The sequence below is a fragment of the Sphaerisporangium sp. NPDC049457 genome (assembly GCF_055586705.1).
Window position 1 is genome coordinate 67,459 of sequence record NZ_JBVJHR010000025.1, and the last position, 22,947, is coordinate 90,405.

At 70.1% G+C, this 22,947-nt stretch carries 17 protein-coding genes; 5 read left to right on the plus strand and 12 right to left on the minus strand.

Translation table 11 applies throughout. From position 1 onward, the window contains the following. Positions 1–88 precede the first annotated feature (88 nt). From ACZ6QO_RS32650 to ACZ6QO_RS32660, 3 genes are all read right to left on the minus strand, one after another. Positions 89–2,128, minus strand: a complete 2,040-nt coding sequence (locus ACZ6QO_RS32650) for a tetratricopeptide repeat protein (protein WP_465856436.1) — start codon at positions 2,126–2,128, stop codon at positions 89–91. A 177-nt stretch (positions 2,129–2,305) separates the two neighbouring features. After that, positions 2,306–2,803: a GNAT family N-acetyltransferase gene (locus tag ACZ6QO_RS32655; protein ID WP_465856438.1), complete on the minus strand. Its 498-nt coding sequence runs from the start codon at positions 2,801–2,803 to the stop codon at positions 2,306–2,308. After that, the gene (locus ACZ6QO_RS32660) at positions 2,800–4,182 is read right to left on the minus strand and encodes an XRE family transcriptional regulator (protein ID WP_465856550.1); all 1,383 of its coding nucleotides are present in this window, start codon (positions 4,180–4,182) and stop codon (positions 2,800–2,802) included. The genes ACZ6QO_RS32655 and ACZ6QO_RS32660 overlap by 4 nt, the downstream gene beginning before the upstream one ends. A gap of 511 nt (positions 4,183–4,693) precedes the next feature. Here ACZ6QO_RS32660 and ACZ6QO_RS32665 point away from each other — a divergent pair. The 4 genes from ACZ6QO_RS32665 to ACZ6QO_RS32680 all read left to right on the plus strand — a co-directional run bounded on the left by ACZ6QO_RS32665 (position 4,694) and on the right by ACZ6QO_RS32680 (position 8,541). Next, entirely contained in the window at positions 4,694–4,963 is a 270-nt protein-coding gene (locus ACZ6QO_RS32665) for a hypothetical protein (protein WP_354850584.1), read from the plus strand. 612 nt (positions 4,964–5,575) lie between these two features. Further along, on the plus strand, positions 5,576–6,565 hold the full coding sequence (locus tag ACZ6QO_RS32670) for a mechanosensitive ion channel family protein (protein WP_465856552.1): 990 nt from the start codon (positions 5,576–5,578) through the stop codon (positions 6,563–6,565). A gap of 14 nt (positions 6,566–6,579) precedes the next feature. Further along, complete coding sequence (locus ACZ6QO_RS32675; RefSeq protein WP_465856440.1) at positions 6,580–6,969, plus strand: globin; 390 nt, start codon at positions 6,580–6,582, stop codon at positions 6,967–6,969. A gap of 30 nt (positions 6,970–6,999) precedes the next feature. After that, positions 7,000–8,541, plus strand: a complete 1,542-nt coding sequence (locus ACZ6QO_RS32680; RefSeq protein ID WP_465856442.1) for a glycoside hydrolase family 13 protein — start codon at positions 7,000–7,002, stop codon at positions 8,539–8,541. Between the two features lie 280 nt (positions 8,542–8,821). Here ACZ6QO_RS32680 and ettA read toward each other — a convergent pair whose 3' ends face one another. From ettA to ACZ6QO_RS32705, 5 genes are all read right to left on the minus strand, one after another. Next, on the minus strand, positions 8,822–10,486 hold the full coding sequence (ettA, locus tag ACZ6QO_RS32685) for an energy-dependent translational throttle protein EttA (protein WP_465856444.1): 1,665 nt from the start codon (positions 10,484–10,486) through the stop codon (positions 8,822–8,824). 153 nt (positions 10,487–10,639) lie between these two features. Then, positions 10,640–11,959, minus strand: a complete 1,320-nt coding sequence (locus ACZ6QO_RS32690; RefSeq protein WP_465856554.1) for a GGDEF domain-containing protein — start codon at positions 11,957–11,959, stop codon at positions 10,640–10,642. Positions 11,960–12,455: 496 nt separating this feature from the next. Beyond that, positions 12,456–13,073: a single-stranded DNA-binding protein gene (locus tag ACZ6QO_RS32695; RefSeq protein ID WP_465856446.1), complete on the minus strand. Its 618-nt coding sequence runs from the start codon at positions 13,071–13,073 to the stop codon at positions 12,456–12,458. 197 nt (positions 13,074–13,270) lie between these two features. Then, entirely contained in the window at positions 13,271–14,917 is a 1,647-nt protein-coding gene (locus ACZ6QO_RS32700) for a GTP-binding protein (protein ID WP_465856448.1), read from the minus strand. Further along, positions 14,914–17,178, minus strand: coding sequence for a GTPase (locus ACZ6QO_RS32705; RefSeq protein WP_465856450.1), 2,265 nt, complete (start codon positions 17,176–17,178; stop codon positions 14,914–14,916). Before ACZ6QO_RS32705 ends, ACZ6QO_RS32700 begins: the two co-directional genes overlap by 4 nt. A 12-nt stretch (positions 17,179–17,190) precedes the next feature. Between ACZ6QO_RS32705 and ACZ6QO_RS32710 the strand changes: the two genes are divergently transcribed. Further along, the gene (locus ACZ6QO_RS32710; RefSeq protein WP_465856451.1) at positions 17,191–17,502 is read left to right on the plus strand and encodes a hypothetical protein; all 312 of its coding nucleotides are present in this window, start codon (positions 17,191–17,193) and stop codon (positions 17,500–17,502) included. 179 nt (positions 17,503–17,681) lie between these two features. Here the strand turns inward: ACZ6QO_RS32710 and cobA are convergent, their stop codons facing one another. From cobA to ACZ6QO_RS32730, 4 genes are all read right to left on the minus strand, one after another. Further along, positions 17,682–18,917, minus strand: a complete 1,236-nt coding sequence (cobA, locus tag ACZ6QO_RS32715; RefSeq protein ID WP_465856453.1) for a uroporphyrinogen-III C-methyltransferase — start codon at positions 18,915–18,917, stop codon at positions 17,682–17,684. Between the two features lie 55 nt (positions 18,918–18,972). Next, on the minus strand, positions 18,973–20,016 hold the full coding sequence (gene speB, locus ACZ6QO_RS32720) for an agmatinase (RefSeq protein WP_465856455.1): 1,044 nt from the start codon (positions 20,014–20,016) through the stop codon (positions 18,973–18,975). Positions 20,017–20,187: 171 nt separating this feature from the next. Further along, positions 20,188–21,327: a nicotinate-nucleotide--dimethylbenzimidazole phosphoribosyltransferase gene (cobT, locus tag ACZ6QO_RS32725; protein WP_465856457.1), complete on the minus strand. Its 1,140-nt coding sequence runs from the start codon at positions 21,325–21,327 to the stop codon at positions 20,188–20,190. 396 nt (positions 21,328–21,723) lie between these two features. Further along, complete coding sequence (locus ACZ6QO_RS32730; RefSeq protein WP_465856459.1) at positions 21,724–22,767, minus strand: sirohydrochlorin chelatase; 1,044 nt, start codon at positions 22,765–22,767, stop codon at positions 21,724–21,726. Positions 22,768–22,947 lie beyond the last annotated feature (180 nt).

The window sequence follows — 22,947 nt, forward strand, 5'->3', positions numbered from 1 at the left end:
GCGCGCGTCGCCGGGAGCCCTCAGACGCGGCCGTCAGGACCCGCTGAGGGCCGCCTGGACATCTCGCCGAAGTCGGGACATCGGCCGGTCAGGACTCGCTGAGGGCCTTGAGGATGTCGGCGTCCTCCGGATCGAGGTCGTGGGCGCGCCGCAGGTCGCGCACGGCCTCGGCGGGCCGTCCGAGGTCCCTGAGCGCGACCGCCCGGTTGTAGTAGAGCGCGGCGTCCTCCCCCAGTTCTATGGCCGTGGTGAGGTCGGCCACGGCGCCCTCGACGTCCCCCGTCTCGTGCCGCACGATCGCCCGGTTCGCCCAGGCGGAGGCGAGGCGCGGGGCGCCTGAGACGGCCAGGTCGAAGGCCGCCATGGCCTCCTCGCGCCGCCCCGCCGCGGCCTCCAGCTGCCCGAGGACGCACGACAGGTGCGGGTTGCCCGGGGCCAGCGCCAGACCCGCCGTCACGTCGGCGCGCGCCTGCTCGTCCAGGCCGAGCTGGACGAGCAGCCCTGCCCGGTTGATGTAGGCGTCCAGGTAGGCGGGGTCGAGCTCCAGTACGTGGTCGAGGTCGGCTCTCGCCCCCTGGAGGTCTCCGGTGGCGATGCGGAGCTGCGCGCGGTTGTAGTACCCCTCGGGGAGGGGCGGGCTGAGCCGGATCGCCTCGTCGTAGTCGGCCAGCGCCGCGTCCGGGCGGCCCATCCGGTAGAGCAGGTTGCCGCGGTCGAGGCGGTGGTCGGGGTAGGCGGGGTCGATGGCGACCGCGGCGTCCATGTCGGCCAGCGCCTCCACCGGCCGCCCCAGCATCGCCAGGAGCTGCGCGCGGTTGGCGCGCAGCACCATGCGGTGGATCGGGTGCCTGCCCGGCGGCAGGTCGCGCTCGGCCAGCTCGATGGCCTCCTCCACCAGTGTGAGCGCTTGGTCGGCGCGGCCGGAGCGCATCTCGATCAGCGCCTTGCCGTTGAGGTCGAAGCCGAGTTTGAACGCGCGCACGGCCCGGTCGGGCAGCAGGCTGGAGATCGCGATGGCCTCGTTGACCCAGCCCCGGGCGCGGCCGAGGTCGCGCTGGGCAGGGTCGGGATGGCGGGCGTCGAGCATCGCCGTGCCGTACGCCGAGGCGGAGTGCACCTCGGGGTCCGCGCTGGCGCGGCGGGCCTGGTCGTACAGATCGCGCGCCTGGTCCCTGCGTCCCAGGCCCGCCAGGGCCGTCGCCGCGCCGTGCAGGAGGTTCCACCAGCGCGGCCCGCCCGGCTCGGCGAGCCGCAGGCCGCGCTCGCCGAGGTCGGCGGCGGCGTCGAGGAAGCCTTCCCGCATGCAGTGGTCGAGCGCCGCCCAGAGGGCCTCCACGCCGGCTCCCCGTGGATCGCCGCCGTGCTCGCGGTGGTAGGGGACGGCGCCCAGGGACCACGACGCGCGCCCGGTGGCGGCGAGCCGGTCCGCCCTGCGGTCGTGCATGCGGGCGCGTTCGGCCTCGGGCAGCGCCAGGTACGCCTCCAGTGCACGGGGGTCGTCGAGGACGCCGTCGGAGTCGACGTAGGCGCCCGCGAGGCTTTCCGGTTCCACAGAAGTGGATAAATCGGCCTTTATGCCGTAACCATGGAAAAACTCGGGTGGCGGGTTACTGGAACACGCGACAATTGTCAATCGCCTCGGGTCAATACGGCGGACAAGCGTGGCGATGAGTTCGCGGTCGGTGCCATCCGCCTCGTCCACGTTGTCCACCGCGACGACGCCCTCGGCCACCCCGCAGTCACGGACGAATTCGGCGATTCCGTTCGCTATGCGGAGAGTGCGGCGGGGCGCCGGGACGAGGATGCGCTCTTCGGCGGAGAGGCTCGCGCCGAGAGGTTCCCGCCCGGCGGCCACCTGGTCACGCAGATCGGGCGCCGCCGCCCGGATCTCGATGTCATGCCGGGCGACCACCTCGCGGGAGCGCTCCAAAGCGGAGGGCAGCAGGTGGGCGAGCAGGGAACCGCCGAAGGTGTAGGGGCCTCGCAGGCGCCGATGGGCGTCGAACACCGGGATCCGCCGAGGGTCGGCGCCCAGGGCGGCCAGCTCGTTCAGAGAACGCAGCGTGGCCCGGCGGTCCTGGGAGCGCCCTCCGTGGATCCAGAGGTGGTGACCGGTGCGGCCGGTCACCCCTTGTGAATCACGCTGGCCGTGCCGGTCAGGTGAACCATTCCCGGCTTACGGACGATGATCTTTTTCATCGGATGTCCTCTCAGGTCCTCAGCAGCAAAGACCCTATTATCAGGACGAAAATCCGGCATCCGCAAGCATTCCACATGGTTTGTTCTAGATAAGTGAATGTTGTCGCTAATGAGTTAGTTGTGTGGACGGGTGGGCGACAAGCCGCTTCTCCCCGTAAACAACGACGAGACCACCCCTGTCCTCCCTGCGCAGTTCGCGCCAGCCGTACTTGCGGTACAGCTCGAGAGCGGCGCCCTGCCGCAGGGTCGTGTCCCCGCGCAGCGCGCGGTAGCCGAGGCGGATCGCGGACTCCTCCAGCGCCTCCAGCATGAGCGTGCCGAACCCGCGCCGCTGGAAGTCGGGGTGCACCCGCAGCCGGCACATCTCAGCGGCCTCGTCATCGATGCGCCGCAACCCGCCCATCGCCACGATGCCCGAGCCGCCGGTCTCGCCGACCAGGAACTCACCGCGATCGGCCAGGTAGATCTGGTTGATCCGCGGGATGTCGTCCTCGTAGTACACGCCGTCCCCCTCGGTGATGCCCACCTGTGCCAGGCACGTGCGGTGGAGCTCACAGACGGCCTCCCGATCAGACCAGCGGTACCGCCTGAGCGAAAGCGTCATACATCGGCCTCCACGGTGGAGACCGGGGTGGAAGGCGGCGGTGGCGAGGCCAGGATGTCGCTGAACGTCTGCAACCCCGGAATATCACCACACTTGGCGTGAATCGCCCGGACCAGCTCGTTGGCCCGCCTCAGGATGATGTCGGTGCGGAAGCTCTCGCCGACGTGACGCACCGCCTCCATGCCCATGCGCAACGCCTCGTCGCCATCGCCCTCCAGCAGCCTGCAGTGCGCCTGGTCGAACCGGATGAGCGTCTGGTCGAGCAGATCCCCCTCGTACTTCTCCAGCGCCTGCTCCAGGATCAGATCGGCCTCGATGGTCTGGCCGAGCCGGGTGAGCGCGTCCCCCTGGTGGAAGTAGAGCTGGCGCTCGGTGTAGCCGAACACCGTGTCCTCCTGCTGGGAGGGCGTCATCTGGGCGAAGGCCGCCCTGGCACGCGACAGCGCCCGCTTGGCCTGGTCGACGACGTCCTTCTTGCCGCCGGAGTTCGCCAGCATCGAAAGCGCGCGGGCCTCCACGACCGGGGCCATGGCCTTGGCCGCGCACGGCGTCTGCCCGGCCAGGTCGCGGCTCTTCTTGGCCAGGTTCAGCGCCTCGCGCGGGTCGCCCAGGAACAGCGGGACCAGGGCCTCGCGCGCGGTGACCCACGCGCGCAGCGCGCGGTCGCCGGTCTCGTCGGCGGCCATCCGGGAGGTGCGGAAGAACGACCGGGCCATCCGCTGGTCACCAAGGTCGATCATGATGATGCCGGCGAGGCCGGAGAGGCGGGCGGCCAGGGCGCAGAGGCGCTCTTGGAGGTCGATCGGCTGGTGGCGCTCCATCGCCTGGCGCACGTTGGCGAACTCCAGCAGCACGTCGCACAGTTGCCGCATCGGCGGCGTGTTCATGTACTGCCGGCCGAAGGAGGCCGCAGCCTCCTCCCAGTGGTCGAGCATCGCCGGTGAGACGGTGGTCGACACAAGGGTCTCGTCCATCCGGCGCCGGATGCCGTCGGCGGCGCCGAGCACCGACGCGTTCAGCGGTACGGCGGCACCGCCCGCGATGATCTGCAGCAGCGTCCTGCGTAACATGTTCTCGTCCTCCTCACCCCCGTCCGACGAGGGATCGCTGAGCGGTTTCACCCACAGCTCGCGCGATTCGGGGGGACTGTCGGGTTGGGCCTCCTGCTGGCCGCCCCGTACGACGCCGGGCATCCGGTGGCCGTGGCCACAGATGCACGGGCCGTCGTATCCGAGAGCGGCCGGCTCCACCCGGTAGACGGAACAGAGGTAATGGAGGTACTCGGGACCGGGCCGCTTGAGCCCGCTCTCGTAAGCGCTCAGAAGCGTCTCTCCGATGCCGGGCACCGCTTTCCCGTCGCGTTCGAACAAGGCGCGCACCTGTTCGACCACGTCGGCGAGAGCGATACCGTGGGCGAGACGGTGAGATTTGATTCGAGTTGTCCCGAAATGCGGGCCGCACTCTTCGAAAATCTCCTCGGCGATTCGGGCGGTAGTGCGTCCCATCGCCAGGCCGCGCGCCCGAGTTCGCCGCGCTAACTCCGTTTCCTTGTGCTGTCTGCCGGACATCCCGGCCCCTCTCTCGCGGCCAGTCGCCATCCTGGTCACCAACCCGACCGGTCCCACCTGCGCGGCGCAGCATCATGCCCATGTCACGCTGCGCCTTACGAGAATGATGGACCAGTAATGACCGGCCCTGAAAGGACGATCGAAGCTTCTGGCATAGGATCGTCCCCCGCCGGGGACGTTCTTTCAACCCACATGAAACATCCCCTTACCCATGGCGCTTCGAACCTTCGTTGACCCATCGGCACGGGTGAGTCAGATTTGGCCAACCAGCCCCGATTCACCGGTGTGATCACCGGTGAATCGGTCTAGAGGAAGGCTCGAAGTGGACGACAGCTTCCAACATCTGGAACGCCTGGCCGACGAGCTCGACGCACGGGGGCTGCTCGCTCGGGTGGTGCACACACAGTCGGGACGGGCGTTCGTCCGCGTGATCAACCCGAACGCCACCAGTCTCGCCGAGAACGTCACCTGCCGGCCGCAGGCCACCCCCGCCTACTACTGGTGGTCGTGGGGAGAGCGCATGCACCAGGTGGACGATCCGGCGGGAGCGGCGACCAAGGTCGCCCGCGTACTGGCCGCGGTGAGCGAGTAAGACACGTGACGGACGCGGTGCAGCGCAGTCACCGCCGTCCGCCGTGGACACCGCGGCTCTTCGGGGTCGGCGGGGTGCCCGGTGCGGAGCGTCCGGCGTCCGTGGAGACACGGCCGCCCGGACGCTGGGCATCCCGCCGGCTCCGCATCCCTGGCACATGCCACGACCATCGCCCGGCGACAGCCCGAGATGGCCACCGGCACGCCAGGTGAGGAATTCTCCGGCACACCCGCCGGGGCGGTTCCGGCACGACGCCGGGGCCGTCCTCGGCGCACCGCACGGCGGCGCCACGCGGCGCACGCCGGCATCCCAGAGCAGCCATCGGGTCCGAGCCTCCATCCTGGCCCGATGGTGATCGGGGATCTCCCCGATCGGAAACGGAGCGGGGCACGCTTCCGGGTGCGTGCCCCGTCCCGGGCCGCTCGTCACCGGGGTGCCCGGGCCCGCCCTCCGCGGCCCCGGGCCCGGGCACTCCCGTCTTCCCCGGCGTCACGTGACGGCGGCCGGGCCGGTCGGCGGAGCCAGTCGGTTCAAGTACCGTTCCGTCTAGGTCGAGGACCGATAATTGTCTCCGCCGACCGACCCGATCCGAGAGGTGCCCTCCGCGTGTTCATGCTGGCCGTCGACCCCACCGCCCCACCGGCGTCCGACCTGTCTGTCCTGTCCGACATGGGCAAGCAGGTGACGGGCACCTGTGTCAGCGCCGGCGGGGACGACGTGACGTGCACGTTCCTGCTCAACTGGCTGTCGCCCGGGTGGGCCTCCCCCCTCGCGTGGCTGATCAGCGTCGTGCTCATCGCGGCGTCCGCGCTGGTCGCACGGGCGATCCTGCACCGGCTCATCGACCGGGTCATCCGGCGCGCGGCCGACGGCGTGCTGCCCGAGCGCCTGCGCATGAGGAACGGCACGAGCGTGGACGGCGCCGCGGCCCTGCTCACCGAACGGCGCCGCCAGCGGGCCGAGACCCTCGGCTCCGTGCTGCGCAGCCTGGTCTCGGTCGTCGTCTTCGGCACGGCCGCGATGATGATTCTCGGGCGGTTCGGCCTGAACCTCACCCCCATCCTCACCAGCGTGGGCATCCTGGGCGTGGCGGTGGGCTTCGGCGCGCAGGAACTGGTCAAGGACTTCATCGCCGGCATGTTCATGCTGATGGAAGACCAGTACGGCGTCGGCGACATGATCGACACCGGCGCGGCCGTGGGCACCGTCGAGGCCGTCACTCTGCGCATCACCCGGCTGCGCGACGCCGACGGCCGGGTCTGGTACGTGCGCAACGGCACCATCAACCGCATCGGCAACGAGTCCCAGGGCTGGTCGCGCGCCCTGGTCGACGTGCCGGTGGCCTACGACGCCGACATCGCCGCCATCCGCGACCTGCTCAAGGGCGTCGCCGAGGAGGTCTGGCAGGACCCGGCGTTCCGTGACGCCGCGATCGTCGAAGAGCCCGAGGTCTACGGCCTTGAGCAGATCTCCGACAAGGCGATGATCTTCAGGATGACCGTGAAGACCGTCCCGGCCCACCAGGCCGAGGTCGCGCGCGAGTTGCGCATGCGCGTCAAGTGGGCGCTCGACCGCGCGGGCATCACCCTCGCCGGGGTCTGAGTAGGCTGGAGACCGTGTCCGCTACGCCTGCCGAACCCATGTCCTTCTACGACGCCGTAGGCGGCTCAGAGGCCTTCGAGCGCCTCGTGCACCGCTTCTACCAGGGGGTCAAGGACGATCCGCTGCTCCTCCCGCTCTACCCCGAGGAAGACCTCACCGGGGCCGAAGAGCGGCTGCGCCTGTTCCTCATCCAATATTGGGGCGGCCCTTCGACCTACGGCGAGCAGCGCGGGCATCCGCGGCTGCGCATGCGGCATGCGCCGTTCGTCATCGGCGAGCGCGAGCGCGACGCGTGGCTGCGGCACATGCGCGACGCCGTCGAGTCCCTCGAACTGCCCGAAGACCTGTCCGCCAAGCTCTGGACCTACCTGGAGTACGCGGCCCACAGCATGGTGAACGCATAAGTGCCCGCCTCGGGGGGCAGCCAAGAACATGTGAACAACTCCCCTTGGTGGCGTGACGCCGTCGTTTACGAGATCTACGTTCGCAGCTTCGCCGACGCCTCGGGAGACGGCGTCGGCGACCTCCAGGGGATCCGTTCCCGCCTGCCCTACCTCGCGGCGCTCGGCGTGGACGCGATCTGGCTGACCCCGTTCCAACCCTCCCCCATGGCCGACGGCGGCTACGACGTCGCCGACTACCGCGGCGTCGACCCCCTGTTCGGCACGCTGGCCGACTTCGACGCGCTGGTCGCCGACGCCCACGCCCACGGTCTGCGGCTGATCGTCGACGTGGTGCCGAACCACAGCTCCTCGGCCCACCCGTGGTTCCAGGCCGCGCTGGCCTCGCCGCCGGGCAGCCCCGAGCGCGACCGTTACGTCTTCCGGGACGGGGACGCGCCGCCCAACAACTGGACGTCGGTGTTCAGCGGGCCCGCGTGGAGCCGCCTGCCCGACGGGCAGTGGTACCTCCACCTGTTCGCCCCCGAACAGCCCGACTTCAACTGGCGCAACCCCGCCGTCCACGAGGAGTTCCTGGACATCCTGCGCTTCTGGCTCGACCGGGGCGTGGACGGCTTCCGCATCGACGTGGCGATGGGCCTGTACAAGGACGCCGACCTGGCCGACGTTCCTCCCTCTGAAGAGGGCTTCCAGTCGCGCTCGCCCATCTGGAGCCAGCCCGAGGTGCACGAGGTGTACCGCGAATGGCGCAAGGTGCTCGACTCCTACCCCGGCGACCGCGCCGCCGTGGGCGAGGTGTGGACCGACACCGCCGAGGACCTCGCCCTGTACGTCCGGCCCGACGAGCTGCACCAGAGCTTCAACTTCGCCTGGCTGGAGGCGCCCTGGTCGGCGACCGCCTTCCGGAAGATCATCGACGACACGCTGGTCGCGGTCACGGCGCCGACCTGGGTGCTGTCCAACCATGACGTGGTGCGCCACATCACCCGCTACGGCGAGGGCTCCCTGGACGCCGGGGCCGGCCTCGCCCGCGGACGCGCCGCCCTGCTCGCCATGCTGGCCCTGCCCGGGTCGGCATATTTGTACCAAGGGGAGGAACTCGGCCTCCCCGAGGTGAAGGATCTTCCCCCGGAGTCCCGTCAGGACCCGATCTTCGAGCGCTCCAAGGGCGAGTTGCTCGGCCGGGACGGGTGCCGGGTCCCGATGCCGTGGTCCGGCCCCGCGCAGCCGTACGGGTTCTCTCCCGGCGACACGCGTCCGTGGCTGCCGCAGCCCGCCTCATGGGCGGCGCTGACCGCCGAACGCCAAGCCGACGACCCGGCCTCCACCCTGTCGTTCTACCGTCGCGCCCTGGAGCTGCGGCGATACCTGCGGGCCACGCTGCCCGGCGCCATCGCCTGGCTCGACTCGCCGGAAGACACGCTCGTGTTCACCCGCGGCGAACTGACCTGCGCCGTCAACTGCGGCGAGGCCGCCGTCCCGCTGCCGCCGCACCGCGAGATCCTGCTGTCCAGCGGCGAGCCCGACGACACGTCCCTCCCCCCGGACACCGCCGTCTGGCTCCGCACCACCTGACGCCCACCACCGCGCCACGTGGATACGTGCGTCCAATGGTGGCGAAGAATCCACCCGGTGGGCGGGCCGGCTCGGCCGGGCACACCGGGGAGGAAGGAATCCCACCGAGGAGGGCGAAATATCACCACGCTCGGTGCCGAGTGGAAAAGAACCTCTCCCGATGATCGCGCCCCGGGCTCCACCCCTACCCGGTGGGAAAAACCCCACCCCCGGGATGGAGCCCGGGCCCCATGCCGGCCCGAAGACACCCGCTTCGCTCCCGCATAGGACCCGGAATCGGTCAGTCGCGGGTCAGCTTCCGGTAGGTGACGCGGTGCGGACGCGCCGCGTCGGGGCCGAGCCGTTCGATCTTGTTCTTCTCGTAGTCGGCGTAGTTGCCCTCGAACCAGAACCAGTTGGAGCCGCCCTCCCACGCGAGGATGTGGGTCGCGGTGCGGTCGAGGAACCACCGGTCGTGCGAGGTGATGACCGCGCAACCCGGGAAGTCGAGCAGTGCGTTCTCCAGGCTGGAGAGCGTCTCGGTGTCCAGGTCGTTGGTCGGCTCGTCCAGCAGCAGCACGTTGCCGCCCTGCTTGAGGGTGAGCGCCAGGTTGAGGCGGTTGCGCTCGCCACCGGACAGGATGCCGGCGGGCTTCTGCTGGTCGGGGCCCTTGAAACCGAAGGCCGCGATGTAGGCGCGCGAGGGCATCTCGACGTGGCCGACCTTGATGTGGTCCAGACCGTCGGAGACGACCTGCCAGACGTTCTTGGCGGGATCGATGTTGCTGCGGCCCTGGTCCACGTAGGAGATCTTGACGGTGTCGCCGACCAGGATGTCGCCGCCGTCGGGCTTCTCACCCTCCATGATCATGCGGAACAGCGTCGTCTTGCCCACGCCGTTCGGGCCGATGATGCCGACGATGCCGTTACGCGGAAGGTCGAAGGACAGATCTTCCATGAGCAGCCGGTCGCCGAACCCCTTGGTGAGGCCGGTGGCCCGGATGACCGTGGTGCCGAGGCGCGGGCCCGGCGGGATCTGGATCTCCTCGAAGTCGAGCTTGCGGTACTTGTCCGCCTCAGCGGCCATCTCCTCGTACCGCTGCAGACGCGCGCGGCTCTTGGTCTGGCGGGCCCTGGCGTTGGAGCGCACCCACTGGAGCTCCTCTTCCAGGCGCTTCTTGCGCTTGGCGTCCTTCTGCCCCTCGACCTTCAGGCGGGCGGCCTTCTGCTCCAGGTAGGTGGAGTAGTTGCCCTCGTACGGGTAGCAGCGGCCCCGGTCGAGTTCGAGAATCCACGTCGCCACGTTGTCGAGGAAGTACCGGTCGTGGGTGACGGCCAGGACGGTGCCGGGATACTTCTCAAGGTGCTGTTCCAGCCACTGGACGCTCTCGGCGTCGAGGTGGTTGGTGGGCTCGTCGAGCAGCAGCAGGTCGGGCTGCTCCAGCAACAGTTTGCACAGCGCGACCCGGCGGCGCTCACCACCGGACAGCTTGGTGACCTCGGCGTCCGGCGGCGGACAGCGGAGGGCGTCCATCGCCTGCTCGAGCTGGCTGTCGACATCCCACCCGTTGCGGTGGTCCAGCGCCTCCTGCAGCTTGCCCATCTCGTCGAGGAGCTCGTCGCTGTAGTCCGTCGCCATGAGCTCGGCGATCTCTTCGAAGCGGGCGCGCATGGCCAGCGTCTCGGCGACGCCCTCCTGGACGTTGCCCAGAACCGTCTTGGACTCGTTCAGCGGCGGCTCCTGCTGCAGCATGCCCACCGTGAAGCCGGGCATCAGCCGGGCGTCACCGTTGGACGGCTGCTCAAGGCCGGCCATCATCTTCAGCAGCGTGGACTTACCAGTGCCATTGGGGCCCAGCACACCAATCTTGGCTCCGGGCAGGAAATGCAGCGTGACGTCATCAAGGATGACCTTGTCGCCGTGCGCCTTGCGGACGCGCTGCATCGTATAGATGTACTCGGGCATGCTCCTAAGACTAGGGGATTCCGCCATCGGAGTTGTCCCTCACACTCATCCCGCCAACGGCGACCCTCGGCACGCCCCGCGACCACGACCTTCCGTCACCCCAGCGTGTCCCCTGACCGGGGACTTGGGCCGGGCAGTTGAGGCCGTCCGGTTTCAGACGGCGCCGCCGTCGGAGTTGTCGGCTCGTGCGCGCGGCGGCGCCTGCGGCGGGGGCTCTGGCGCGACAGGGAGGCAGATGCGGTCGCGGCCGAGTTCCTTCGCCCGGTAGAGGGCCAGGTCGGCGGCGGCGAGCAGCTCGATCAGATCGTCGCCGTGGAGGCTCATGATGGCCACGCCGGCGGACACGGTCACCGAGATCATCGTGTCTTCGACGGGTATGGCCATGCGGCCGACCCGGGACCGCAGACGCTCGGCCACCCGCCGGGCCTCGGCCACGTCGGCGCGCGGCAACAACACCACGAACTCCTCGCCGCCGAATCTGCCCACCACGTCATAGTCGCGGAGCTGGCTGCGCAGAGCCGTGGCGACACCCGCGAGGACCTGGTCGCCGACCAGGTGACCGTAGGTGTCGTTGACCCGTTTGAAGTAGTCGATGTCGACGATCAGGAGCGCGAGCGTCTCCCCCGTGCGCCGCGCCCGGACGATCTCGGTGTCGGCCTCCCGCTGCCAGGCGGTCGCGTTGAGCAGCCCGGTCTTGGCATCCGTACGGGCGGCCGCCTTGAGCTGGGCGTGCAGCAGGCTGCGTTGCAGGAGGACCACCGGAGGCAGGGTCAACGCCAGCAGAACCGGGCTGAGGTTGCAGGCGACGGCGACCAGCACGCCGAGGCACAGCTCGACGACGTCGAGCAGGACGCGCTCGCGGTCCCACAGGACGTCACGCCAGCGGGTGTCCGGATCGGACATGTGCAACGCGATGGCGATCAGCGCGGTGTTCAGCACCGTGAAGAGCGCCGCGCACCCCACCGCGACCGCCAGTGGCCCACTCGAACCGAGCGGCACCCCCGTACCGCCCGGCACCACGGCATGGAAGATCAAGGACGCGACCCCGGCCGCGAGACCGATCGCGGCCGCGCTGAACACGCGCCGGTACAGGACGGTCGCCCGGACGCGTATCTGCAGCAGGAACTGCAACGGCAGTGGCGCCAGAAGGGCATAGACCGGTGGCAGCAGTAAGGCGACGGGCAGCCACCACGCCGAGAGCAGGTCGCGGGAGACACCGGCCGGCATGCCGAGACGACGGGTCGCCTCGATGCAGACCGCGCCGCACGCCATGAGCGCCACGAAGGTCAGCAGCTCGGACCAGCGGAATCCTGTGGAGGCCGCGAGGTATCCCGCCGCGCCGAACGCGAGGCCCACGGTGCCGCAGAGATAGAGGACCAGGGCGGCGGGTTGTGCCAGCAGGGGCCATCGGTCGGCTAGCGAGAGCATGCCGCCGCGTGGCTCGACCGAGAGTTCACCGGACGCCGTCATCACATCCCCCAACGCTCACATCATCCGGACCGCTTCGCTGCCTCGACTCTACGTCTCACGATGTGTAACACAATAGTCGCAGAGTGTGCGGCCCGTGATGGGAACCGCTACGTTGAGCACTGCGGCCATCTCCGTCCGTTGGCCCTGATTCGACGCTCTGCGCTGAGCGACCCCCGCGGGAAAGGAGCAGCCGTGGTGCGAGGCATCATCTGGACCTGACAAGGCGCCCACCCGCCCAGAACGTTCTCCCTCAAGCCGGCACGAACTACCCCAGAGATCAGCCAGCACGAACTCCCCCCATCCGGCCCGCATCGCCTTAGCCTCACCACCAACATCGCGCCTCAGCTGAGCAACACCGCGCCTCAGCTGAGCAAAACCGCCCCTTCACTCGGCAACGCCGCCCCCTCCTCCTCAGCAACACGGCTCCCCCGGTCCTCACCCTGACCGCTACCTCGCCCTCGGTAACACCGCCGCCTCGACCACACGCCCTTGCGCCGGCTCAGGCCGCGAGGCGGTGGGCAGGGTCGGGCGTTGCCCATGCCAGGTCATCCGGCGAGCCCGGCTCACTCCGCGCCGTGGCGATGGGCGAGCCCTGCTCACCCCGCGCCGTGGCGATCGCGTCAGCGGAGGCGACGGTATCGGCGGGGCCGGCGTCGCGGGTGGTGTCCACCAGCTGGTCGTGCGCCACCTGGTCGAAGGCGGGAGACGCGGGCCCTCGCCGGGATCGCTGGAAGGTGCTCACGCCGCGCCTCAGGTCGTGACCCACCGATGTGGCCTCGACCTCGGCGACGAACCGGCGCTCGCCGTCGCGGTCATAGGACCGGATGCGCAGCCTGCCGTGGACGACGACCGGATGCCCCAGCTTGATGGACTGGGCGACGTTGTCGGCGAGGGACCGGTAGCACCGCACGGAGTAGAACGTCGTCTCGCCGTCATGCCATGTCTGGGAAGCCCGGTCGAACACGCGCCGCGTCGAGGCGAGTCGTAGCGATGTGACCCGGGAACCGTCGTTGTAGCTGTGCTGACGGGGATCGGCGGTGACGTTCCCGACCAACGTGACGTAGGTGTCGTTCATCGTGCCTCCCATGGCGGGCCGGCGGACCGTCTCCGCTGACATGGGAGCCAGTGTGGTCCGGCCCGTCACTCTCCATGATTGCCGAACTCCGTTCTGTGGATAAGTCGCCACGCCGGGCGCTCCACTGTGGAGAACTACAGGACTCAGGTGAGGACCGAGCACGAACACGCATACGACATCACGATCGACACCGAGGTCGACATATCGTGCTCACGGGGCCATCGTGGGATGAGGTGAGGTCAGCGGCGGGCGGTAAGGAGGGCGGCGAAGAACTCGTTGTAGCGGCGCAGCTCGTGCTCCACCGGCTTGACCACCATTTCCTTGGACACCGCCGAGATGCGACGGCGCATCTCCCGTTCGAGCTGCACCCGCTCGTTGCCGGCCCCGAGGACCACGAAATTGCGGCTCGCGATGGCCGACAGCAGCCCCAGACCGAGCACGCTGACGATCATCAGGCCCAGCCATGGCAGCGTGGTCACGTCGCCCAGCAGTTCGGCCGGCGCACGGCCGATCTTGAACACGCCGTACATCAAAATGGCTCCGGCCCAGCCGACTCCGGCGACGAACAGTACGACGAGCAGGTACTGCCAGATCTTCAGCAGCCACCACCAGCGAGGGACCCGGTCGAGGTTCGGAGCGATCTCGGCGAGCTCGCTGGACAGGACCTCCGGCAGCCTGCCGAGCTGAGATCGGGCGGCGTCCTTCACGCCGTTCCGCCACGCTTCGGGCATGCCGGCGCTGAGGCCGTCGGCGAGCGACTGGACGGCGTTCTCCACCTCGGCGGGCTGGGCGCTCACCGAGGCCGCGGTCACGGCCTTGATCTCGTCGCGGACGTTCCCCAGGCGCAGGCTGTGCAGCGGGTCGGGGCGCAGCCGCGCGGCCCAGCGGGCGTACGGCCAGCCGACCCAGTCGATGGAGCGCACGCCGTACACGTTCTCCATGGCCTCGCCCACGGCGGGGACGCCCACCGCGTCGCAGAGCGCGTCGGTGAGCCCTTCCTGCCGGGCGAGGTCGACGGTCGGCTGCACGGCCATGGCCTCCCGCGCGGGCATGACCTTGGCGACCTTGGTCATGAGGCGGTTGAGGTCGGCCTCAAGGCGCTGGACCGCGGCCCGCCGCTGGACGACGGACTCGGCGAGCACGCTTTTGAGGCTGTTGACACCCCTGCCCGTGGTCGCCGAGGTGGGCACGATGCGCGGATGCTGCACGCCCTCGCGCTTCAGCAGGTCGGACAGGTCGACGACGCACTCGGCCAGCTCCTCCGGGGCGAGCCGGTCGGCCTGGTTGAGCGCGAACACGGTGACCGCCTCGTGCCCCGCCAGCTCGGAGACGTACTTGGTGTGCGTGGCGGCGTCGGCGTACTTCTGCGGGTCCAGCACCCACACGATGAGGTCGGCCACCTGGATCAGGCGGTCGGCCTCGTGGTCGGTGATGGCCCGGATCGAGTCGTGGTCGGGCAGGTCGAGAAGGATCAGGCCGTGGAGCTGGCTCTCCCCCCGGTCCAGGGCGCTGGCCCGGGCGAACCGGTGACGCCACTGCACCTGCAGCCAATCGAGCAGCGGCCCGGCCCCGTCCAGGCCCCAGACGCAGGCGTGCGTGCGCGCGGTCGTCGGACGACGCACTCCCGTCGGGGAGAGTTCGAGCCCGGAGATGCGGTTGAACAGCGATGACTTGCCGCTGCCCGTGCCGCCGGCCAGGGCGACGACGGTGTGGTCGCCGGAAAGCTTGAGCCGGTCGCCCGCGCGCAGCAGCAACTTCCCTGCCTCCGCGATCAGCGCGGGGTCGACCCTGCCGGGACCGAGCTCGACGATCTTCGCCAGGGCCGAGAGCCGATGCCCCAGATCGTTCCGCGTCTCCGGCGTCCCCGCTCGCACGCTGACACTCATCGGGCGACCTCAAGGTTGTACGTTGCCTGGTAGAGCCGCTTGGACGCGGCCTCGTCGGGGATTCCCGCCTCGTCGAGCACCTGCACGTATCTGAACGTCTCCTCATCGAACAGCACGCTGATGCGGGCCCGCAGGTCGCTGCGCGCCTTCGTCCCGATGGTGCGCAGCGCCTCGGCACCGAGCACGCCGCGCAGCAGCCGCTCGGGAAGCGTGCCGGTGCCTGAGACGGCCGCGACCTGCGAGCTCCCGTAGCCGAGCAGGCCCATCATGAAGACCATTGAGAGAGCTTCCTCATCGAACGCGACGACCTTGGCGACCGAGCGTTTGGTCACCCCGCCGGAGCGGACCAGTCCGGCGACATGCTCCTGCCAGGCTCCGATCGTACGGCCGACCCGGCGGGCGAACTCATCAGACGGCCTGCCGAGGCCCGGCGTCTCGGCGAGGACCTCACCGGCGCCGTCACGCTGACGCCACCTCGTGACGACCTCCTCGGCCGCCCGCTGCCCAGCCGAGACGATCACCGCTTCCAGCCCGGTGCGCAGCGCCGCGCGGAAGGCGTGCAGCCGCGCGGGGGTCTGCTGGGCCGACTTGGCGGCCAGACGGCCGGGGCGGCGCAGGTGCAGGGTCTTCATGAGGTCGCCGGAACCCGCGAAGTCCTGCCAGCGGGCCAGGACCTCGCCGCGAAGCAGCGAACCGTTGCCGATGGCGTCGTCGATCTCGGCGAGCGCGCCCATGTACGCCGCGTCCACGTCCGTCCGCAGCTCGGCCCGGAAGGCGACCTGGGCCTCCATGTGCCGCGCCAGCGCGGGGATGCGGCCGCGGAAGCTGTTCAGGACCCCCTCCAGGGTGGCCCGGACGGCCTGGTCGCGGCGCTGGTCGTCGACCGACAGCTCGGTCAGCCACATGCGCAGCTCGGCGACCTCATCTTCGGGGAGGCGCCCGGCGGTGACCGTGACCTCGTTGATGACGAACCGGTCCACCTCGCCGAGACCATATTCCTGGAGCATCCGGGCGAAGTGCTTGTCGATCACATCACGGGACTTCGGCGGGACCCGGGACAGCACGATCGCCATGCGTGCGCCGCGCTCCTTGGCCAGCCGTAACAGGTTCCAGGCGGGCGCGTCGGCGTATCGGGTCGCGGTCGTGACGAAGATCCACAGGTCGGCGGCGTCGAGCATGCGCTGGGCCACCTCGTGGTGGGTCTCCACCACGGAGTCGATGTCCGGGGTGTCCAGCAGCGCCAGGCCCGGCGGCAGCCGTTCGCTCATGGAGAGCACGAGGCTGTCCAGACCGCTGTTCGGAGCCGGCCGGTCGAGGCGCACGAGGCCACCGAGCACGTCGCCCTTCGCGAACCAGTCTCCGTCGTCCGGATGGCACACCAGGACGGGCGTGCCGGTGGTCGGGCGGCGGACGCCCGTCGCGCTCACCTTGGCCGCGGCCAGGGTGTTGACCAGCGTGGACTTTCCGGCCCCGGTGGAGCCGGCGACGGCTATGAGCGCCGGCGCGGTGCTCATGTGCACCCGGGGGATGACGTAGTTCTTGATCTGGGCGAGGATCTCGGTCTGCGCCTTGCGCGCCTCTTCGACGCCGGGAACCTCCAGGCCCAGCCGCACCCCGCCGACGCTGTCTCGCAGTCCGGACAGCGCCGCCGTCAGCGCCCGCGAGACCGGTTTGGGGAAGGGCACCTCGCGCACGTGCTTGAGCGGCTCGGATGTGGACTCGGGCGTCGGCGCGGGCTTGGACTCGGCCTTGGGCCCGGGTCCGGGACCAGGCTTGGGTCCAGGCTCAGGCCTGAGGCCGGGCTCGGGGTTCGGCCGCGGGTGAGCGTCCCGCTCGGGGCGGGGCTCGGACGCGGAAAGCGGCGCGAACAGCGAGGGCGGCTCAGAGGTGGCGGGAGGCTGCGGAGGCGTCTGCCCTGGTGACCGCGCCGGCTGGAACAGACTGCCCGCGACCTGCTCGGAGGCGGACTCCGGGGAAGGGGCGTCAGTGGAACCGGCGGCCGAAGGCGCCTCGGCGTCCGTCACCTCGGCCGACTCCCAGAATGCCAAGGCCTTGGACGGCTCCGACGGCTCCGACGAGTCTGACCGCTCGGACGGCTCGGACGGCTTGGCGGCGTCGATGCCGGCGGTCTCGGCACTGTCGGACGGATCCGTCATGGAGGGGTCGATTTCCGGTGACTCGGCGCCGGCAGGTTGAACCGTGCCGGAGGTGGTGGCGTCGGACGACTCGGTGGTGTGAATCTCCGCCGGCGCGCCGCTCATGGTCGCGTCGGTGTGCTGGACACTCTCAGCATCCTGGACATCCTCAGTGTCCTGGACATCCTCAGTGTCCTGGACATCCTCAGTGTCCTGGACATCCTCAGTGTCCTGGACATCCTCAGTGTCCTGGACGTCGTCCTGGTCTTGGACATCGTCCCGGTCTTGGGCGTTGTCAGGGTCCTGGGCGCTCTCAGAGTCCTGGGCGCTCTCAGAGTCCTGGGCGCGATCGTTGAGATCGGTGTCTTCGGCGCCCGGGAGATCTCCGGTGTCCGAGACATCCTCACGGTGCTCGCAATCTTCGACGGCGGAGCCGGAGCGGGCAGGTGAGTCGTCAGCGGCCTGGGCGTCTGCGGACACGCCCGCGACCGGACCGTCGTCGGCCCGGATCGCCTGGAACGTTACCGTCTGCTCCCCCGGGGCCTCCGGGGAGTCCTTGCCCTCGATCACCGCTTCACCCGACTGCTCGGTGTGCTCATCGGCGCGCTCCGTCTTCTTCGCAGCCGATTTCACGGAACCCGCTCCGCTCGAACCATCTCGATCTCCTGGCCGACCCTGACGACGTCACCGACGACCACGATCGCCGGAGGCCGCGTCCCAGCGGCGGTCACTCGCTCCGCCACCGTGGAGAGGTTGGCATAAAGAGCTCGCTGCGTCGGAAGAGTACCGTCCTGTACCACCATCACGGGGGTTTCCGGCGAACGTCCTTCTCGTAGCAGTGTGTCAGCGATCACGGCTATTCGTTCAACAGCCATCAGAAGTACCAGGGTTCCCTGTGATCTCGCCAGTCCCGCCCAGTCAACAGTTGATTTCGGATCGTCCGGCGCGACATGGACGGAAATGACGTGGAACTCCTGGCTCACCCCCCGGTGGGTGACGGGCACGCCGGCGGCCGCGGGAACGGCCACCGCGCTGGTGACGCCGGGCACGACGATGACGGGGATGCCGGCCCGCGCGCAGGCCAGGGCCTCCTCGCCGCCGCGGCCGAACACGAAGGGGTCGCCGCCCTTCAGGCGCACGACGAACCGGCCCTGCCTCGCGTGGTCGACCAGCAACTCGTTGATCTTCTCCTGGGCGAGATAGCGGCCGTAGGGGATCTTCGCGGCGTCGATCAGCTCGACGTCCGGCGCCAGCTCGTCCAGCACGGAACGGGGGGCGAGGCGGTCGGCGATGACCACGTCGGCCTGGGCCAGGAGTTGGCGCCCGCGTACGGTGATCAGCCCTGGATCTCCGGGACCGCCGCCGACGAGGGCGACGCCGACGGGCTTGGTGCGGTTGCGCCGAGCGTCCACCGTGCCGTCGCGCAGCGCGTCGACCACGGCGTCCCGGATGCCCGCGGCGCGGCGTGGATCGCCTCCGGCGGTGACGGCCACGCTGATCTCGTCGACGCGCCCGCTCGCCGGCGTCCACGCGGCGGAGGCGTCGCGGTCGTCGGCGCGTACGCACCAGATGTGCTTGGCCTCCGCCTCGGCGGCGACCGCGGCGTTGACGGACCGCTGGTCGGTGCACGCCTGGACGAGCCAGGCTCCATCGCAGTCACCGACCTGATAGGGCCGGCGCTCCCAGGTGACGAGGCCGTCGGCGATGAGGTCGTCCAGCGCGGGCGTCACGCTCGGAGACACCAGGGTGACCGAGGCGCCGGCCTGGAGCAGGGTGGGCACCCTGCGCTGGGCCACGCGACCGCCGCCGACGACGAGCACGCGCCTGCCGCTGAGACGTAGACCGAGCAGGTAGGGCGACGACATTGGACGGTGTTCCCTTTCCCTGGAAGAGGCGAAACCCGCTGTCCGTGAGGTAAACCTACAGGCCTGTGGCGGCGCGGGGCACAGCTTGCCTGCCTTGCAGAAGCGGTTTGCGCGGGTCCCAGGGCTCGCCTCCCGACGACACCTCGCGTCTGCGCGCGATGGCCGACAGAGCCTCAAGGATGACGCGGTTGCCGAGATAGGCGGTGATGTCCGCATGGTCGTACGGCGGGGACACCTCGACGACCTCCATGCCGACCACGGGGAGCTCGTAGCAGACGCGCCGGACGGCGTCGAGAAGCTGGCGGGAGGACAGCCCGCCGGGCTCGGGGGTGCCGGTGCCGGGCGCGTGGCCGGGGTCGCACACGTCGATGTCCACCGAGAGGAACACGCCGTCGCACTCGTCGGTGGCGATGGCGAACGCCTCGGTCAGGCACTCGGTGAGCCCGCGTTCCACGATCTCGGTCATCTCGTAGGAGCGCATGTCCTGCCGGGCCATCCAGTCGAGGGTGTCCGGGCCAGGCCAGTACCCGCGCAGCCCGATCTGCAGGAACCTGTCGCCGCGGATCGCCTCGGACTCGATGAGGCGCCGCATCGGCTGACCGTGCCCGTACAGGTTGCCGAACTCGACGTCGCCTGTGTCGGCGTGCGCGTCGAAGTGGATCATGGACACTCGCCCGAACCCGTGGTGCCGGGCGACGCCGCGCGCGTCCGGCAGGGCGACGGTGTGGTCGCCGCCGAGGACCAGCGGGATCGCCCCGGACGCCGAGATGGCGTACACGGCCTGTTCGATGTTGGCGATGGAGGTCTCGATGTCGCCCGAGTAGCACTCGACATCGCCGGCGTCGAGGACCTTGAGATCCTTGAGCGGGTCGACGCGCAGGGCGAGGCTGGGACGTGAACCGTCGTGAGGTAGGTAGCACGCCTGCCGCAGGGCCATCGGGCCGAATCGCGCGCCGGGACGGTTGCTCGTGCCTCCGTCGAACGGGGCCCCGACGATCACGACGTCCGCTCCCTCGAAGGTGGCCGCGTCGTCCAGATCGCAGCGCTCCACGCCGAGGAAGGTGATGTCGGGTCCGAACATCGGGCCGTAGCGCATCATGGTCCAATCACGCCTGACAGCAGAACGTCCTCATTTAACCGCATTGTCGGCAAAGGCCCCCGCTAGCCGACTTACCGCTCTCTGGCGTCATGGAAGGTTCTTGTCGTGTCGGCCGATTTTGGCCGCCCTTTCGTGTCGGCCGGGTTCGGCGCCCCTGGATTCTTGGACGGATCAGGCGTCGGGGTTCTGGGCGTCTTTGTCCGTGACGCCGGCGGAGTCGAACGTGGCCACGTCATGCATGACGCGGACGGCCGAACCGACCAGAGGGTAGGCGAGCAGCGCGCCGGTGCCTTCGCCGAGACGGAGCTCCAGGTCGACGAGCGCACGGAGGCCGAGGTGGTCGAGCGCGAGCGCGTGCCCGGGCTCGGCCGAACGGTGGCCCGCGACGCAGTAGTCGACGGCGTCCGGCGCCAGCGCGGCGGCCACGAGAGCGGACGAACCGGCGATGACCCCGTCCAGGATGACAGGGACGCGGGACGCGGCGGCGCCGAGGATGAACCCCGCCAGGGCCGCATGCTCCAGCCCACCCACGGCCGCCAACCTGCGAACGGCCTCACTAACGGCAGCGGGGACGGTGGAAGCGGAGGGGCCGGGGAGGGTGGAATCGGGGGTGGTGATGCCGTTGACCTGGAGGGCGCGGCGGATCACGGCGATCTTGCGGTCGAGGGTGGCGTCGTCGACTCCGGTGCCTCTGCCGGTGGCCAGCGCCGGGTCGTGACCGGTGAAGGCGCAGATGAGCGCGGCCGAGGCCGTGGTGTTGGCGATGCCCATGTCCCCGGTGATCAGGCAGGCGGCGCCCGCGCCGATCAACTCGGCCGCGACGGCGATGCCCGCCTCCAGCGCGGCGACGGCCTGGTCCACGGTCATGGCGGGCCCCCGCGACAGGTCGGCCGTGCCGTAGGCGACCTTGCGGGAGACAAGGCCCGGCCCTGCTGGAAGGTCGGCGGCCACCCCGACGTCCACCACGGTCACCGACGTGCCCGCCTGCGCGGCGAAGGCGTTCGCCACGGCACCGCCGGCGAGGAAGTTCGCCACCATCTGGGTGGTGACCTCCTGCGGCCACGGGGTCACCCCCTGGGCGTGCACACCATGGTCACCGGCGAAGATCGCCAGGGCCGCAGGCGCCGGGAGCGGGGGCGGACAGGCGCCGGTGACGCCGGCGAGCCGCACGGCGACCTCCTCCAGCACACCGAGCGCTCCGCGCGGCTTGGTCAGGCGGTCCTGGTGGGCCCGTGCCTGGCTCATCGCCTCCTGGTCGACGGGTCGGATCGCCGCCAGGGTCTGCGCCAAGGAGTCGTCTCGCACGATCATGCCGGGCCCTTCCATCGGGGGTGGGGTAAGGAACGGGCTCGCATGGCACGCCAGCGGTTCCGTCAGGGGGTGCGCTCAACGCACTGTCCACAAAGGTACGCCGGGTCGCTCGCCGTACGACGGCGCCGGCTTCGCCGTACCACGACCCGCCGACCCGGCGCCGATCACACCCAGCACGCACCGAAGGCGGAACGGCACCCCTGGTGACAAGCTTCGCCGTACCGCGACCCGCCGACCCGGCGCCGATCACACCCAGCACGCACCGAAGGCGGAACGGCATCCCGGTGACAAGCTTCGCCGTACCACGACCCGCCGACCCGGCGCCGGGCACAACCAGCACACATCGAGCGGGGAGGGGTGGGCGGGGGGCGCCGTGTTAAAGGGTGGGGTGTTCGGTCATACCAGGCCTTCGGCCATGGTGGGGTGGTCGCGGGTCAGGGTTCGGGCGGGAGCGTCGTCGCCGCGGAGGGCGCCGTCGCCGGCCTCTTCCAGAATCTCGGCCGCCGGCAGGGAGTCGAGCTCCTCCAGGGAAAGAGACTCGTCTGAGGTGTCCGGCAGGTCTTCGGCGGGGGCGGCGAAGGCGGGCCGGGGGGTGGTGAAGGGGGGTGCCTCGTGTGGGGGGCGTGGTTCGGTGGTGGTGTTGAGGGATTCCTCGTAGCGGGCGATGATCAGGTCGGCCAGTCCTTCGCAGTCGCCGATGACCTCGGCGCAGCGCACGTCCAGGTCGATGTGCCCGGCGGCGTAGGCCAGGGCCTCGGCCCAGATGCGTTCGAGCACGCCGCCCGCGAACAGCAGGTAGGGCAGGACGACGACCCGCTTGGCGCCCAGACGGCGGCAGCGCTCGATGCCCTGCGCGACCGACGGCGGGGCGTCGGAGACGTACGCGGTCTCGACGGTGAGCAGGTCGGCGGCATGCGTCTCCCAGAACAGGCGGGACACGCGGTGCACCTCGGCGTTCGCCGCGGTGTCCGCGGACCCGTGCCCGACGAGCACCACGGCCGTGTCGGCCGGCGAGATGGGCTCCCACGCGGCGTAGCCGTGGTCGTCGCCCATGGTGACCGAGGCGAGCCGGGGCATCTCGGCGAGGGCGTCGGCCAGCCGTTCGGCCATCAGCGCCAGCACCTGCGGCGAGGCGTCGAGCGGCCGGGCGAGGTCGCAGCTGAGGGTCGGGTGCATCACCTGCGCGCGGGCGATCTCGGCGGGAATGTCACCGGTGTCGCCGAGCGCCAGCGGCACGGACACGAGACGGTGGTGACCGCGGGCGAGGAGCGAGGCGACGGAGTCGCTCAGCGACGGCCGTCCTTTGGCGACGAAGCCGCCCGACACGTCCGCCGCGACCTGGTCGAGGCGGCACCGCAGTCGATGGACGAAACGGCCGAACTCTGCCGCGCCCGTGTCATCGTGGGCGCCGTGCCCTATGAGCAGAAGCGGCGGCTTCATATGGATCTCCGATCCTTTGACCTGCGGTTATCTGGTCGGGTCGCGAGGATATCTGAATCTGTCAACGCTTGGACATGCCTTTGCCCACCTTTTGGCGGAACCCAGACCATCCGTTCATGGTCGTCCGGCCCGCGGCCGTTACGTACCCTCGGAAGCGCGCCGTAGCGCTACGCACCGTGC

Bases quoted from the DNA above. Each gene is read 5' to 3' on its own strand.
- ACZ6QO_RS32655 (WP_465856438.1), bottom strand. From the start codon at position 2,803: ATGACGCTTTCGCTCAGGCGGTACCGCTGGTCTGATCGGGAGGCCGTC.
- ACZ6QO_RS32670 (WP_465856552.1), top strand. From the start codon at position 5,576: ATGCTGGCCGTCGACCCCACCGCCCCACCGGCGTCCGACCTGTCTGTC.
- ettA (WP_465856444.1), bottom strand. From the start codon at position 10,486: ATGCCCGAGTACATCTATACGATGCAGCGCGTCCGCAAGGCGCACGGC.
- ACZ6QO_RS32695 (WP_465856446.1), bottom strand. From the start codon at position 13,073: ATGTCAGCGGAGACGGTCCGCCGGCCCGCCATGGGAGGCACGATGAAC.
- ACZ6QO_RS32700 (WP_465856448.1), bottom strand. From the start codon at position 14,917: ATGAGTGTCAGCGTGCGAGCGGGGACGCCGGAGACGCGGAACGATCTG.
- ACZ6QO_RS32705 (WP_465856450.1), bottom strand. From the start codon at position 17,178: ATGAGCGGCGCGCCGGCGGAGATTCACACCACCGAGTCGTCCGACGCC.
- cobA (WP_465856453.1), bottom strand. From the start codon at position 18,917: ATGTCGTCGCCCTACCTGCTCGGTCTACGTCTCAGCGGCAGGCGCGTG.
- speB (WP_465856455.1), bottom strand. From the start codon at position 20,016: ATGATGCGCTACGGCCCGATGTTCGGACCCGACATCACCTTCCTCGGC.
- cobT (WP_465856457.1), bottom strand. From the start codon at position 21,327: ATGATCGTGCGAGACGACTCCTTGGCGCAGACCCTGGCGGCGATCCGA.
- ACZ6QO_RS32730 (WP_465856459.1), bottom strand. From the start codon at position 22,767: ATGAAGCCGCCGCTTCTGCTCATAGGGCACGGCGCCCACGATGACACG.